This is a genomic window from Yersinia rohdei ATCC 43380, from assembly GCF_000173775.1.
Lineage (GTDB): Bacteria > Pseudomonadota > Gammaproteobacteria > Enterobacterales > Enterobacteriaceae > Yersinia > Yersinia rohdei.
Genome location: NZ_ACCD01000016.1, coordinates 48,594 through 63,815 on the forward strand (window position 1 = coordinate 48,594; position 15,222 = coordinate 63,815).

A 15,222-nucleotide genomic window follows, 5' to 3' on the forward strand; every position below is an offset into this window, starting at 1 on the left:
AGGCGCTGTATGCCATCGCCGTGGTGTGGTGTTTATCTGGATGTGAATTCAAGAGAGGCAGTATGTATCAACATAGAGACTGGCAAGGGGCTTTACTGGAGTTCCCGGTAAGTAAAGTGGTTTGCGTAGGCAGTAACTATGCCGAGCATATTAAAGAAATGGGGGGCGCGGCCTCAGTTGAACCGGTACTATTTATCAAACCAGAAACCGCATTATGTGATATTCGCCAACCGGTCTCTATTCCGAAGGATTTTGGTGCGGTACACCATGAGGTGGAATTAGCGGTTTTGATTGGTACACCGCTGAAACAAGCTACTGAAGATAAAGTGGCACGCGCTATTGCCGGCTATGGTGTTGCATTGGATTTAACCTTGCGTGAATTACAGTTAAATTTGAAAAAGGCCGGGCAACCTTGGGAAAAATCCAAGGCCTTTGATGGCTCTTGTCCTATCTCTGGTTTTATTCCTGTTGCCGAATTTGGTGATGCGCAGAATGTTGAGTTATCCCTGACAATTAATGATGAACTTCGTCAGAAAGGTAATACTCGCGATATGATTACGCCCATCATTCCATTGATAAGTTATATCAGCCGTTTCTTTACCTTACGCGCGGGGGATATTATTTTGACCGGTACGCCACAAGGTGTCGGGCCGATGAAATCGGGCGATATGCTTAAAATAATGCTCAATGGCAAGTCATTAAACACCCGTATAATCTAAGCAAATCCTGGCCGCCTTTATCTTCGATTAGGCGGCAAAACTTGCATCTGGTAGTCAAAACGTCTATAAACACCCGCTCATTTAGCTGCCAGCTCACTTAACTACACCGGATACCGATATGTCACAACTTCCTTTTTGGCAACAAAAAACACTCGCTGAGATGTCAGATAGCGAATGGGAATCGCTGTGCGACGGATGTGGTCAATGCTGTTTGAATAAATTGATTGATGAGGACACGGACGAAATTTATTTCACCAATGTGGCCTGTGATCAGCTCAATATTAAAACCTGCCAATGCCGTAATTATGAACGTCGCTTTGAATTAGAAGAAGACTGCATAAAGCTAACTCGTGAAAATCTGGTGACCTTTGATTGGTTACCACCGACATGTGCTTATCGTTTAATTGGCGAAGGTCGTGATTTACTGAGTTGGCATCCGCTATTAACCGGTTCAAAATCAGCCATGCATGGTGAGCGAATTACAGTGCGTCATATTGCGGTGCACGAGAGCGAAGTCATTGATTGGCAAGACCATATTTTGAACAAACCGCAGTGGGCTAGATAACTCATACCTATTAATAAGCTGAATATGGCATACTAACGCCGAAATTTAACTAAGAAACTTAAAATATGAAATCTTCAACATTAGCCGCTGTTATCATCGGCCTCTCTGCTACTTTGGGTAGCATTTCACATCAGGTTCAAGCTGCTGGGGCTTCATTAATCAATCTTGATTGCCAATTGAAAGATGGCAATAATCTTACCGCAGTTTTGGATGGCCCGAATCAACAACTGATCGTCGATAAGTCGGTGTTTAAGTTTATACAGGTTAATCCAGAAGGTAAGGGCGAGTCATTAATCTTCCAGAAGGTGGATAGCCAGGAGCCAATTATTGCCTCTCTTAACATCTCTGGGTTGCCAATTCGACTGGCACTTGTCGATGGCGAGCAAGCTAATCATTATACTTGTACGCACACGACCGCTTAATCTTTTCATCAATTAGATTGAAATGAGGTTACCTAAGGGTGGCCTTTTTTGTTTTTATAACAAATAGATATGAAATTATGGTGTCCGGCAGCGGAGAAATAAAAAATCCAAAAAGCGCCTCAATGGAAAATATTTTCCAATATACCTTGATAAAAAGTCATAACGCTGTTAAATTATTAATCTTGCTAAGTAAATGCTTAACAGAAAAGCCTATTGGGTTGCTTTCCAGTGTGTTTTTCTGTTGTGCAATAGTTATGCTTAGGCTGTGTAACGTCGGAGTGTACGATGAACGCTTACACCATAACATGACGGCCGGGAAAGCACCGGCACCTATTCTAAAACCCTGGTTGCTACCGGGGTTTTTTGCGTATGGGTTATCCAACCTGAGTGACAGCCGCATTTTTTGTAAATCTGATTAAACCATTGGATGGATTAGTCCTTAGTCGACGCTGAAGTTACCCACAAAGTTGTAAAGTGAGTCCTCCGCCTGGAGAGTTAAATAGCTTGATCGATAACACCGCGATAATTTCTGCTTCTGCAATCATTGAGAAGGGGGCGGTGATTGGTGCGAATGTGCAGATTGGTCACTTTTGCTACATTGGTTCTCAAGTCACTATTGGTTCTGGCACAGTGCTTAAGTCACATATTGTGATTAATGGTATTACTGAGCTTGGATGTGACAATAATATTGGACAGTTTTCCTCTATTGGTGAAGTTAATCAGGATCTTAAATATAAGGGTGAGGACACCCGGGTTATTATTGGTAACCGCAATTTAATTCAACAGAATGTCACCATCCATCGCGGCACCCTTCAAGGGGGCGGTCTAACCCAAATTGGTAATGATAATAATCTGATGAGTCATGTCCATATTGGTCATGATTGCATCATTGGTAACCATTGTTTATTGGCGACCAATGTAGGACTGGCCGGGCATGTTGCGGTTGATGATTTTGTCGTTATTGGCGCGGCAAGTGCGGTGCACCAGTTTTGTGTGATTGGCACTTATGCATTAATTAATACCGGTGCCTGTGTGGTACAGGATGTGCCGCCTTATGTTATTGCCGAAGGAAATCGTGCGGTGCCGGTGGGGGTTAGGGCTGATTCGCTAAATAATGGCGATTGGCAAGCGGTGCAAAATGCCTATCAGCTTATTTATCATGGCGGTAAGCTGGTGGCGGATGTTAATGATGAAATTGATATTCTGGCTATAAATTGCCAAGTATTACTGGCCTATAAATCTTTTTTCTCCCGCTCGGCGCGCGGAATTATTCGTTAAATAACCAACATAACTGAGAATAATTTCCGAATGGGTTTGGGTTAATTATCTCTAAGTTGTGCGGCGAATAAGCAGCAATTGGGTTCGAAAAGTCGATAAAAAAGGCGCCACATTAAATGGGCGCCTTTTTTAGATAAAGATATGTATAAAAACTATCGGCCAAACAGATCGCGTCTTTTCGGCTTAACAAATTGACTTATCAGGACTAATACGGCTATCAATAAGAAAACAGCAAAAATACCGACTAACCATTGTGGCATTTCTAAGGTCAGGAATTCCCATTGTTTGACTGCGCAATCACCGCTGGCAACAAAAATAGCTGGGAACCACTTATCCAATGGTAACCAGGTAGGGAAGCTGACAAAGAAATCACAGGTGGTAAAAGGTGATGGATGCAGTTGCAGCATCGTATGTGTCCAGGCTAACTGAACCCCTTCCCAGGCGCTGTAAATCCAGATGAAAATAGCCAGATAACGCAACGGTGATTTAGGCGCAATAAAGCCAAGTAATGCTGCACCCAAAATACCGAATAATGCGGCTCGTTCATAAATACACATTACGCAAGGTTGAAGCAACATAACGTGTTGAAAATAGAGCGCAATTAATTCTAATACAAGTGCAGTCAGGGCAAGTAATAACCAAGCACCGCGCCCTTTAGAGCAGCGGTTAAGAAATTGCAACATATCTTTATTTTCCATGCAGTAAGCAATTGTACCGGCAGTGTAAACCAATTCATCATTGCTGCCAGCTACCCAAAGGTAAAATTAGGCAAAAATCAGCTATTTCTCGCGTAAGACAAGCCACCTTGAGCATAAATTTTGCTTTGGGTAAGATATTGGTTTGTTTTGCCAGCCAATACTCCCTTAAAAATCAATCACTGCTCCTCGTGGTGAGGAACAGTGTTGTGCTGGCAGAGACTATAATGCAACTAATCAGTGTGTGATGCTAACCCCTGTTGCCATATGGGGCAAACTAATCCAACCATTTTGCATCATCCATTCGGTCGCAGGGACTAATAAATATTCTACGCCCAGCAGACCGACAAGTGTCATCACGATGGTATAGGGCAGAGCCATATATACCATGCGGCCATACGAGAGGCGAATGAGTGGCGCCAGTGCCGAGGTGAGCAGGAACAAGAATGCCGCCTGGCCATTGGGGGTCGCGACGGACGGCAGATTAGTCCCGGTATTGATGGCAACGGCCAATAACTCAAATTGTTGCAGTGAAATGATGCCATGTTCAAATGCACTGCGCGCTTCATTGATATAGACCGTGCCGACAAAGACATTATCTGATACCGATGACAGTAAGCCGTTAAACAGATAAAACAAGGACAGCTGGGCGGACGGCGATGCTTGTAGAACGAACTGAATAATTGGCGTGAATAAACTTTGCTCAATAATTACCGCGACCACAGCAAAAAAGACGGTGAGCAGGGCGGTAAAAGGCAATGCTTCCTGAAATGCTTTACCCAGCGCATGTTCATTGGTGATGCCGCATAGCGAGGTGGCGAGAATAATCACCGATAACCCCACCAAGCCCACTTCAGCTAAATGAAATGCCAGCGCCAATACCAACCAGATACCAATTAGTGCTTGAGTCAGCAGTTTTACTTTCTCCTGCCGGGTGCGTTTGGCACTGTTTTGTTTGTCGTAATCGGTCAAAACTTGGCGCACGCGTTCAGGAAGTTCAACGCCATAGCCAAACAGTTTGAAGCGCTCAACCAACACGCACACCAATAAGCCGAAAAACAGTACCGGTAAAGTCACGGGTAACATACGAAGGAAAAAATCACCAAAATGCCAGCCAGCACTTTTGGCGATAATCAAATTTTGAGGTTCACCGACCATCGTCATGACGCCGCCCAGCGCCGTGCCCACGCCAGCATGCATCATTAGGCTGCGCAAAAAACCGCGGAATTGTTCCAGTGTTTTGCGATTTTCCTGGCTGTCAATCCAGCTGTCATCGGTAATGTCTTTGTCCGAATGATTGGATGCAACATGATGATAAATAGTATAAAAACCGACAGAAACGCTAATGACTACCGCAATAACGGTTAAGGCATCCAGAAATGCGGAAAGAAATGCGGAAGCAATACAGAAGGCCAAGGAGAGAATGATTTTTGAGCGAATATTCAGCAGCAATTTGGTAAAAACAAACAGTAATAACTGCTTCATAAAGTAGATGCCCGCCACCATAAAGACTAACAGCAACAGGACTTCCAGATTATTAGCAATTTCTTCAGCTATTTGGTGCGGGCTGGTCATGCCGATAGCCACGGCTTGGATAGCCAGTAACCCACCAGGTTGCAAAGGATAGCATTTTAGTGCCATCGCCAACGTAAAGATAAATTCAACAACCAGCATCCAGCCCGCGAGGAAAGGGCTGACAAAGAAGAACACCAACGGGTTAATGATGAGGAACCCTATAATGGCCAGTTTGTACCAATCTGGCGAATTGCCAAGGAAATTCCTGAGTACGGCTTGTCTAATGGTGATATCCATTGTGGCTTATAGTCTCCTTAATAATTAATATGATGCAATTGCGACTCAAAGTTACATTTTACCTTAGGTTATTCATCTAAAAGCAATATGTATAATCTACTCATCATTCCATCTGCGCAATTTTTGCAACTTTATGACCGCTTTCATCATTTGTTCGGCTCAGAAGCTATATCAAAATACAGTCGTCTGGTATGATGAGCACACTAAATTGCTGATATGTATCGCTACGGAACGTCAAAAAATATGGTTATAAAGGCGCAAAGTCCTGCCGGTTTCGCGGAAGAGTATATTATTGAAAGTATTTGGAATAATCGCTTCCCTCCAGGCACTATTTTGCCCGCGGAACGTGAGCTTTCAGAGCTGATTGGAGTTACCCGCACCACATTGCGCGAAGTGCTGCAACGGCTAGCCCGCGACGGCTGGCTCACTATTCAGCATGGTAAACCGACGAAAGTAAACAACTTTTGGGAGACATCCGGTCTGAATATTTTGGAAACACTGGCACGGCTTGACCATGACAGCGTTCCACAATTGATAGACAACTTACTGGCTGTTCGAACAAATATCGCGACCATCTTCGTGCGGACGGCTATTCGTAACCATCCGGAAAAAGCCCAAGAAATTCTGGCCCAAGCACAAACTGTTGATGATAACTCCGAAGCATTTACTGCACTGGATTACGGCATTTTCCGTGGGTTGGCTTTTGCCTCAGGTAACCCAATTTACGGTTTGATCCTCAATGGGCTGAAAGGGCTTTATACCCGGGTTGGGCGTTACTATTTCTCAAATCCTGAGGCGCGCAAGCTGGCATTAACCTTTTATAGCAAGCTGTCCACCCTGTGTGATGAGAAAGGGCACGAGCAGGTGTTAGAATGCCTGCGCGCCTACGGTAAAGAGAGCGGTGCTATTTGGCACAGTATGCAGGGCACCATGCCGAGTGATTTGGCCGAAGCTCGCCGCTAGGTAACACAGACCAACCTCAAGGGCTGTTTAAGCCCCTGAGGTTAATGACAACACCCTGTTTTTACTGCTGAATCTGCGGGTTTTTCAAACCCCTTTTTATTAATGTCTGCAATGTTATTCATCACTACAACTTGATTACTACAGCTTGTTGCCTCGCGGTGGGGTGCTATCTAACAATTCAATGCTGCCATCATCATTCAACTGTTCCATATGAATATCAAAACCCCATAAGCGATGGATATGTTTCATCACTTGCTGGCGACTTTTATCCAATGGTGCCCGGTCGTGGGGGATGTAGCGCAGTGTCAGGGAGCGGTCACCACGTAAATCAACATTCCACACCTGAATATTTGGCTCATGATTACTCAAGTTGTATTGAGCAGATAATTCATTTCGGATAGCACGATAACCATCTTCATTATGAATGGCCGAAATTTCTAGATAATTATTTTTATCATCGTCCAGCACGGTAAATAGGCGGAAGTCACGCATCACTTTCGGTGATAAGAATTGGCTGATGAAGCTCTCGTCTTTAAAGTCGCGCATGGCAAAGTGCAGTGTATCCAACCAGTCTTTACCGGCGATATCCGGGAACCAATAATAGTCTTCTTCGGTTGGCGACAGGCAAATGCGCTTGATATCCTGAAACATAGCAAACCCAAGGGCATAAGGGTTAATGCCGTTGTAATAAGGGCTGTTATACGGCGGCTGATAGACCACATTGGTATGGCTATGTAAGAACTCCATCATAAACCTGTCAGTGACCTGACCTTCATCGTACAGGTGGTTAAGAATGGTGTAATGCCAAAACGTGGCCCAGCCCTCATTCATGACTTGCGTTTGTTTTTGTGGATAAAAATATTGGCTGACTTTGCGCACAATGCGCAGCACTTCCCGCTGCCATGATTCCAGCAACGGGGCATTTTTCTCCATAAAATAGAGTAAATTCTCTTGCGGCTCACTGGGGTAGCGCAAAGTTTGGGTTGGTGTTTCCCCCCGGTCCTTGCGCGGCAAGGTTTTCCACAATGAGTTGACCTGGCTTTGCAGATATTCCTCACGGCTTTTCTGGCGGGCGGTTTCCTCAATTAAGGATATTTTTTGCGGGCGTTTATAGCGGTCTACTCCATAATTCATTAGCGCATGGCAGGAGTCCAGCAACCGCTCGACTTCTTCTACTCCGTATCGCTCCTCGCATTCACTGATGTAATGACGAGCAAATAGCAGATAATCCACAATAGAACTGGCGTCCGTCCAGGCCCGAAATAGATAATTATTCTTAAAGAAAGAATTATGGCCATAGCAGGCGTGGGCCATGACCAAGGCTTGCATGGTAATGGTATTTTCTTCCATCAAATACGCAATACACGGATTGGAATTGATCACAATTTCGTAAGCTAATCCCTGCTGACCTTGTTTATATTTTTGCTCGGTTTCGATGAATTTTTTACCGAAAGACCAATGGGTATAATTAATTGGCATGCCAATACTTGAATAGGCATCCATCATTTGTTCTGAGGTGATAACTTCTATCTGATGGGGATAGGTGTCGAGCCGGTAATGTTTTGCTACCCGGTCTATTTGATCCAGATAGACCTGCAACAATTCAAATGTCCAGTCCGGGCCGTCAGTCAGGCGCTTATCTTGCGCGGTGTGTTTCGATGTTGAAGTTGTCATTAGCGCATCCCTCACGGTTTTATAACCCTGCAAAATACTGGTCACTTCAATAATCCTAGCTCAATATGAACAAATTGAGGCATGGCAAGACCTTATGTCAATATAGATTATTTTTTACTGACCAAATCAATAATCTTAATAACGTATTTATTGAATTATTACTCTGAAAAACTTGTTGGTTACCAGAATATAAAACTGATAATTTCAACTTCCACAACATGCTCATTATTCATGTGATTAATAAGGGTAATGCGGGTAAATCTCGACTTTTCTTTTGTTTAATTGACTGTAAATAGCACCTTATCGCTATTTTCCTAATGCTATTGAATTGAAAAGTCATTACATCGTAAATTAATTGTGAATTAAGTCACAGTCTATAATTAATATGTTGGATAGTTTTTTCTGCTGGGTTAATTTTCTGTCAACAGAATATTATGCTTTTGTGGCGATTTTGGAGTGTGGATGAGATGCGCGTTGTCATTTTAGGAAGTGGTGTGGTGGGCGTTGCCAGCGCCTGGTACTTAGCCAAAGACGGCCATGACGTCACAGTAATTGACCGCCAAGAGGGGCCAGCGCAGGAAACTAGTGCGGGCAACGCGGGCCAGATATCACCGGGTTATGCGGCACCTTGGGCCGCACCTGGCGTGCCTTTGAAGGCCATTAAATGGATGTTCCAGCGCCATGCGCCTCTGGCCATTCACCTTGATGGCAGCGCATTCCAATTGCGCTGGATGTGGCAAATGCTAAGAAACTGCGACACTTCTCACTATATGGTTAATAAAAGCCGCATGGTGCGGTTGGCAGAATACAGCCGAGATTGTTTAAAAAACCTGCGGGAAGATACCGGTATTCAGTATGAGGGGCGTCAGGGGGGAACATTGCAGTTGTTCCGTACCGAACAGCAATTTGATAATGCCTCTAAGGATATTGCGGTATTGGAGGATGCGGGGGTGCCGTATTCATTATTAACTGCAGATCAACTGGCCACGGTAGAACCGGCCTTAGCCAAAGTTGCACATAAACTCACCGGTGGCTTGCGCTTGCCTAATGACGAAACGGGCGATTGTAAGTTATTTACTGAGCGGCTGGCAAAAATGGCTGAACAGGCTGGGGTGAAATTTATATTTAACCGCTCGGTCGATAAGCTGCTGGTCGAGGGCGACCATATTGCTGGCGTGCAGTGCGGTGATGAAATTATTAAAGCAGATGCCTATGTGGTGGCTTTTGGGGCTTATTCGACGGCATTGTTAGCCGGGTTAGTGTCAATTCCGGTTTATCCACTCAAAGGTTACTCGCTGACCATCCCAATTACCGATCCCGCTTCAGCCCCGTTTTCAACCGTGTTGGATGAAACCTACAAAATCGCTATTACGCGGTTTGATGACCGCATTCGGGTGGGAGGAATGGCCGAAATAGTCGGATTCAATACCCAATTGGCTCGGGCGCGCCGTGAAACACTGGAAATGGTGGTCAGCGATTTGTATCCCCATGGTGGCAATATTAGCCAGGCCACCTTCTGGACGGGTCTGCGCCCCATGACACCGGATGGCACGCCGATTATCGGGCGCACCTCGGTTAAAAATCTGTACCTTAATACCGGACACGGCACCTTAGGCTGGACGATGGCCTGTGGTTCAGGACAATTATTAGCCGATATTATTTATGGCCGCCGCCCGGCTATTTTTGCCGATGATCTCGCGGTATCACGTTATAGCGCGGGCTTTCGGTCATTAAATACTGTGCCATTGCAGGATATTCATCCCCTTGGTTAATACGCCATTGAACATCACAGCTTTGCGGGCCGCAGAGCTGTCTTTAACTGAACACTGTTCTGGAAGGAATACGCATGCCGCGCCCGATATCTGCCACCATTAATTTATCTGCCCTGCACCATAATCTGAATATTGTTCGCCAGCATGTGGGGGCCGCCAAAATTTGGTCGGTGGTGAAAGCCAATGCTTATGGTCATGGTTTGGCGCGAGTCTGGCAAGGGTTAGCGGCAACCGACGGCTTTGCAATGTTGGATTTAAATGAGGCCATAATGCTGCGCGAGCAGGGCTGGCAAGGGCCAATTTTGCTGCTGGAGGGTTTTTTCCAGCCACGGGACATCATGTTGCTGGATCATTACCACCTCACCACCACGGTGCACAGCGACTGGCAACTTGAGGCTATCAATGCCGCGCGCTTATCTGCTCCACTTAATATTTATTTAAAATTCAATAGCGGTATGAATAGGTTAGGTTTTCCAATCGGCCAAATGGATGCCATTTGGCAATGGGCAACCAGTCTGAGTAATGTTGGGGATATCACCTTAATGAGTCACTTTGCCAATGCAGATAATCCTATTGGTGTGGGTGAGCAATTCTCTGTTATTCAACAAGCCAGTGCTGCTATTCCGGCGGCGCGGTGTTTGGCGAACTCCGCCGCCATACTGGGCAATCCCGAGACTCATTTTGACTGGGTTCGACCCGGTATTATTCTGTATGGCGCGTCGCCCAGCGGTGATGTGGCTGATATTGCAGAAATTGGCCTGCAGCCGGTGATGAGCTTGAACAGTGAAATTATTGCGCTGCAGTCTTTAACTGCCGGTCACTGCGTGGGGTATGGCAGCCGCTACCAAGCCCGCAGCGCGCAGCGCATTGGGGTGGTTGCTTGTGGCTATGCCGATGGCTACCCACGCCTTGCTCCCAATGGCACGCCTATAATGGTGGACGGCATACTGACACAAACGGTGGGGGCGATTTCGATGGATATGCTGACGGTGGATTTAACCCCTTGTCCGCAAGCGCAAATTGGCAGCAAAGTGGAAATATGGGGTGAAAATGTGCCTATTGATACCGTGGCGCAAGCCGCCGGCACTGTGGGGTATGAATTGATGTGTGCGCTGGCCAATAGAGTGAAAGTTACCACCCAGCGCACCTAGCGGTTTAGTTTATCTTTTGCAATGTACCGCGCACATGTTTACTGGCGCGGCGTGCTTGCCATGCCAGTAAGCAACCGGCCAACATCACGATAGCCAATGAGAGTTTAGGTTCAATAGGTAAGGCCATTGCCAGCAGGCCTAATCCGGCTCCACCTGCCATTTGAACAAATCCCACCAAGGCAGAGGCCACACCGGCTTCATTGGCATAAGGTTCCAGTGCATAACTGGTTGCTGGCCCCATCATAAAGGCTAAACCAGCACAGGCACTGGCAACCGGCAACATATACACCAGCCAGTGCTGTTGAGTTTCTGCCGATAATTGTGTCAGACCGAATAATAATCCCAAACAACCTAGCGCCATTAACAGGCTGCCGGTCATTAGGCATGCCGGGCGGCCCACTTTTTGGATGATTCGGTTGGCAAAAAAGCTGACCGCCATGATCCAAAACCCATTCGCGCCGAAGGCCAGCGAAAATTGCAATGGGCTGAGACCTGCACCCACCATCAACACATTAGGTGCCAGCGAAACATAAGTTAATGCCATGCCCATGGCACCGGCGTTGACCAGTGAGAAAACCAAGAAACGGTCATCACGTAAAATGCGCAGATAGTTTTTTATCGGCAAACTTTTCACCGGTTGCGTCTCTGCCGGGCGAGTTTCTGGTAGGAAAGCAATCACCAGAATTAATACCAGCAAACCATACAGCGCCAGGAACCAGAATGGCGCTCGCCAGCCAAAAGCCTCTGCCAGCAAGCCACCCAGCAAGGGGGCCAGGGCGGGAACAATATTTAAGGTGCCATTAAGGAAACCAAAAGCACGAGCGGCTTCATTGCCATTGAGGCGATCACGAACACCACTAAAGGCCACCACCGCAGTACAGCACACCGCCACACCTTGTAGCAGGCGCGAGCTAACAAACATCAATGGGCTGACAGCCAGTGCGGCCATGGCGGCACCGAGCATGTAAAGAATAATGCCAATGATCGCGATGGGTTTGCGCCCATATTTATCAACCAAAGGCCCGGCAATCAGTTGGCCAATACCCAATACCAGAATAAATAAGGCAATGGTGGACTGGATCAGTGACTCACTGCTATTTAGCCCTTTGGCAATGGCGGGGATTGTGGGCAGATAAAGGTCGATACCCAATGGGCCTAACAGAATCAGGCTTAATAGTAGGAACAGAAATTTTTGCATAGCAATAAAACAACATCCAGATTACACCGGTGGCAAGGATAAATAATTTGCCGACCAATGAAAAGGTTGGGTACAGCCAAAGCCAATAATGGTGACGTTGTCACCTATTGGTGTTGGAATCGTCCACTAGGGTACTACAACTCATCACATATCTCTTATTATTCATTAACTACATTGCGACACGATGCTGTATCCATTTTTCTAGTTTAATGGCGGGCAGGGCCTCAGAGAAAAGGAATCCTTGGCCAATCTGATAGCCTTGCCGGCTCAACAAAGTGCGCTGGGCTTCATTTTCGACCCCTTCCACAATCACTGAAAGCTGTAAACTTTCACCAATACGGATCACCGCCTCACTCAGTGTGCGGCTGGTTTCATCATATTCAAGGTCGTGGACAAAACTCTTATCCAGCTTGATCTCATCAAGGTCAAGACGCCGCAAATAACTCAAACTTGAATAACCGGTACCAAAATCATCCATTGATAATCTGACACCCAAACGATGAATTTTTTGGATGGTGGCGAAAATGGCGGGGTTATTTTCAATTAAAATATCTTCAGTAATTTCTAAGGTCAGATCCTGTGGGGGTAAATTGTAATGTTGCAAAATAGATGAAATGGTATCCGGCAACCCCGGGTTATGGAAATTACTTGGGGATAAATTCACTGAAACTGACGGAATATCAACCCCCCGTAAACGCCAGTCTGCCAGTTGTTGGCAAGCGGTATTAAGGGCCCACAGGGCCAGCTCATTAATTAAGCCACATTCTTCGGCGATTGGAATAAACCGGTTGGGTGGAATATCCCCCAGCACCGGATGAATCCAGCGACTCAGCGCTTCGACACCATACAAATGCCCATCCTTCAACATCACTTGGGGCTGATAAAATAACTGCAAAGAGCCAATATGGAAGGCGTGGCGCAGAGCATCTTCCATATCCTGGCGTTGTTGATTGATATTATTCATTTCCACGCTGAAGAAATTGAAATGTCCGGAACCCAATTTCTTGGCTTTATGCATGGCAATGTCCGCATGGTTCATCAGCATATCCATGCCTACACCATTTTCTGGATATAAACTGATCCCAATACTGGCCGAAGGAATAATATTGACGCTGGCTATGATGCAGGGCTGGGAAAGCAAGCTGAGCAATTTTTCAACTTTCACGGTGGCCTGCTGCATGGTGCAAGGTGCCAGAATAATAAATTCATCGCCCGACAGGCGGCCAATAAGGTCATTTTTTGACAATTCATGGCGCAGACGTTGGGCAATCGCGGCCAGGAGCTCATCACCCGCAGCATGACCGAGCGAGTCATTAACCTGCTTGAAGCGATCCAGATTAATCACTAATACTGCCAGTGAGTGGCCGCTCTCTGTCGCCAAGGTGATGGCTTGCTGTGCATACACCAAAAATTGGCTGCGATTGGGTAGCCCAGTGAGGGGATCATAAAACGCGAGCTGCTGAATTTGTTTGCGCGAAAGTTCCCGCTCCATGGCCAGAGAACACAGGTTGGCAATTAATTTGACTAACTGGCGGTGAAACTCACTAGGGCTACGTACCTGTTTGTAATAAAAAGCAAAGGTGCCAATCACTTTTTCCTGACTGGAGAAAATAGGGGTCGACCAGCAAGCCAGTAATCCATGAGGCAAAACCAAATGACGGTAACCCGCCCACAATGGGTCAGTAGCGATATCCTGCACTTCGACCGGTTCTTTACGAAATGCGGCGGTACCGCAGGAACCGGCGGAGGGGCCAATGGGCACGTTGATGAGTGAATCGGTATAAATCGACGGCAAATTAGGGGCGGCGAGGTGGCTAAGTGTGTCCGGCCCGTCAGCAAACAAGATGCTGGCGGTCACCTCTGGCGCAATACGCTCGACCTCGTTGCACAGCAAAGACATGACTTCGGCGAGCGGGCGCTCGCGAACCAGTGCTTCTAACACCTTATATTGCAACACTTCGTACATTTTGGTCATCGTGATATCCGTTAATACCCCGATGCTATAACTTTGCTCACCTTGCCCATTCGCCAAGGAGTTAATCACGGCCGAACACCAATGGGGTTGCCGGTCTTTACTGTAGAAAAGTTCTTTAGGCAGCAATTGTTGATGTGTATCAGGTAAGGTCGAGTCCATCAATGCCAGTTGTTCTGGGTGCTCGCTTTGCAGCAAGTCGACCATGTTCTGCCCCAGCGCTTGCTCCGGGGTATAGCCAAACAACTTGGTAAATCCCTGATTGATATAAACAGCTTGCTGCCCTTGTTTACTGTTGGCAGAGATAAACATCGCGCTGTCACTGCGATCAGTTAGCTGAGTTAGCAACTGTACCCATTCTTGGGTGGCTTTTTGTTGTTCAATTAAGAAAGTGATGTCTTTGGCAATTTTCACCACTCGGGTCAGGGTGCCATCAGGGCCAGGAACCGGTTGATAAATGGCGGCCAGCCAGACTGTCGAGCCGTCTTTGTGTAATCGCTCAAAAGTGCCTTCCAGTGATTCTCCCGCGCGTAAACATTGTTTAATTGTTCGATATTCGTCGCTGGTGGCGTAATCATGCGGGCAAAACATCAGGTGATGTTGGCCAATGACTTCATCACGCTGATAGCCAAAGTAATCAAGATAATTTTGATTAACCGCGATAATTTGGCTAGAAAGATCAAACTCAATAATGGCTAATGAACTGTCCAAAGCGCGTAATAATGCATTATTTTCATTGTACTCAAGCGGTGTGGCAGCTTTCGACGCGGCTATTTTTTTTGGCTTCATAATAATTCCCATGATAAACAATCGCTTGGCAGTCATATTAGTTAATATGAAATCATTATCAGTCCTTATTGAAATATCACTAATTATGAATAAATAAAATAGGACAAATGATGATTATTGAAGTATCAATAAATAATCAGAATATTGGAAAGTACCGCAGTTTTATTTACGTGGGTTCTGGGTACCAAAGTAAGTTTAGTTGATAACTGGAA

General features: G+C 46.1%; 12 protein-coding genes. 7 read left to right on the forward strand and 5 right to left on the reverse strand.

Annotated elements, in window-relative coordinates:
- Window positions 1-62: 62 nt before the first annotated feature.
- The 4 genes from YROHD0001_RS06730 (at window position 63) to lpxA (ending at window position 2,984) form a co-directional block, all read left to right on the forward strand.
- The gene (locus YROHD0001_RS06730; RefSeq protein WP_004715253.1) at window positions 63-719 is read left to right on the forward strand and encodes a fumarylacetoacetate hydrolase family protein; all 657 of its coding nucleotides are present in this window, start codon (window positions 63-65) and stop codon (window positions 717-719) included.
- Window positions 720-837: 118 nt separating this feature from the next.
- Entirely contained in the window at window positions 838-1,284 is a 447-nt protein-coding gene (locus YROHD0001_RS06725) for a YcgN family cysteine cluster protein (protein WP_004715254.1), read from the forward strand.
- A gap of 65 nt (window positions 1,285-1,349) precedes the next feature.
- Window positions 1,350-1,706, forward strand: coding sequence for a hypothetical protein (locus tag YROHD0001_RS06720; RefSeq protein ID WP_004715255.1), 357 nt, complete (start codon window positions 1,350-1,352; stop codon window positions 1,704-1,706).
- 504 nt (window positions 1,707-2,210) lie between these two features.
- Window positions 2,211-2,984, forward strand: a complete 774-nt coding sequence (lpxA, locus tag YROHD0001_RS06715; protein ID WP_004715257.1) for an acyl-ACP--UDP-N-acetylglucosamine O-acyltransferase — start codon at window positions 2,211-2,213, stop codon at window positions 2,982-2,984.
- 152 nt (window positions 2,985-3,136) lie between these two features.
- Here lpxA and dsbB read toward each other — a convergent pair whose 3' ends face one another.
- Both dsbB and nhaB read right to left on the reverse strand, forming a co-directional pair.
- Window positions 3,137-3,667: a disulfide bond formation protein DsbB gene (gene dsbB, locus YROHD0001_RS06710; protein WP_032817155.1), complete on the reverse strand. Its 531-nt coding sequence runs from the start codon at window positions 3,665-3,667 to the stop codon at window positions 3,137-3,139.
- Window positions 3,668-3,916: 249 nt separating this feature from the next.
- Window positions 3,917-5,491, reverse strand: coding sequence for a sodium/proton antiporter NhaB (nhaB, locus tag YROHD0001_RS06705; protein ID WP_004715259.1), 1,575 nt, complete (start codon window positions 5,489-5,491; stop codon window positions 3,917-3,919).
- Window positions 5,492-5,734: 243 nt separating this feature from the next.
- On the opposite strand from nhaB, the gene fadR reads away from it, so the two are divergent.
- Window positions 5,735-6,454, forward strand: a complete 720-nt coding sequence (fadR, locus tag YROHD0001_RS06700) for a fatty acid metabolism transcriptional regulator FadR (protein WP_032817138.1) — start codon at window positions 5,735-5,737, stop codon at window positions 6,452-6,454.
- A gap of 138 nt (window positions 6,455-6,592) precedes the next feature.
- Here fadR and YROHD0001_RS06695 read toward each other — a convergent pair whose 3' ends face one another.
- A complete protein-coding gene (locus YROHD0001_RS06695; protein WP_032817157.1) occupies window positions 6,593-8,128 on the reverse strand; it encodes a SpoVR family protein in 1,536 nt (511 codons plus the stop codon).
- 467 nt (window positions 8,129-8,595) lie between these two features.
- Here YROHD0001_RS06695 and YROHD0001_RS06690 point away from each other — a divergent pair, with 467 nt between their 5' ends.
- Together YROHD0001_RS06690 and dadX are read left to right on the forward strand one after the other, a co-directional pair.
- A complete protein-coding gene (locus tag YROHD0001_RS06690) occupies window positions 8,596-9,900 on the forward strand; it encodes a D-amino acid dehydrogenase (protein WP_032817139.1) in 1,305 nt (434 codons plus the stop codon).
- A 74-nt stretch (window positions 9,901-9,974) separates the two neighbouring features.
- Window positions 9,975-11,051 (forward strand): catabolic alanine racemase DadX, encoded by a 1,077-nt coding sequence (dadX, locus tag YROHD0001_RS06685; protein ID WP_004715264.1) that lies wholly within the window; start codon window positions 9,975-9,977, stop codon window positions 11,049-11,051.
- A gap of 4 nt (window positions 11,052-11,055) precedes the next feature.
- On the opposite strand, the gene YROHD0001_RS06680 is transcribed toward dadX, so the two are convergent.
- Both YROHD0001_RS06680 and YROHD0001_RS06675 read right to left on the reverse strand, forming a co-directional pair.
- The gene (locus YROHD0001_RS06680; RefSeq protein ID WP_004715265.1) at window positions 11,056-12,249 is read right to left on the reverse strand and encodes a multidrug effflux MFS transporter; all 1,194 of its coding nucleotides are present in this window, start codon (window positions 12,247-12,249) and stop codon (window positions 11,056-11,058) included.
- A 169-nt stretch (window positions 12,250-12,418) separates the two neighbouring features.
- Complete coding sequence (locus tag YROHD0001_RS06675; RefSeq protein ID WP_032817158.1) at window positions 12,419-15,010, reverse strand: bifunctional diguanylate cyclase/phosphodiesterase; 2,592 nt, start codon at window positions 15,008-15,010, stop codon at window positions 12,419-12,421.
- Window positions 15,011-15,222 lie beyond the last annotated feature (212 nt).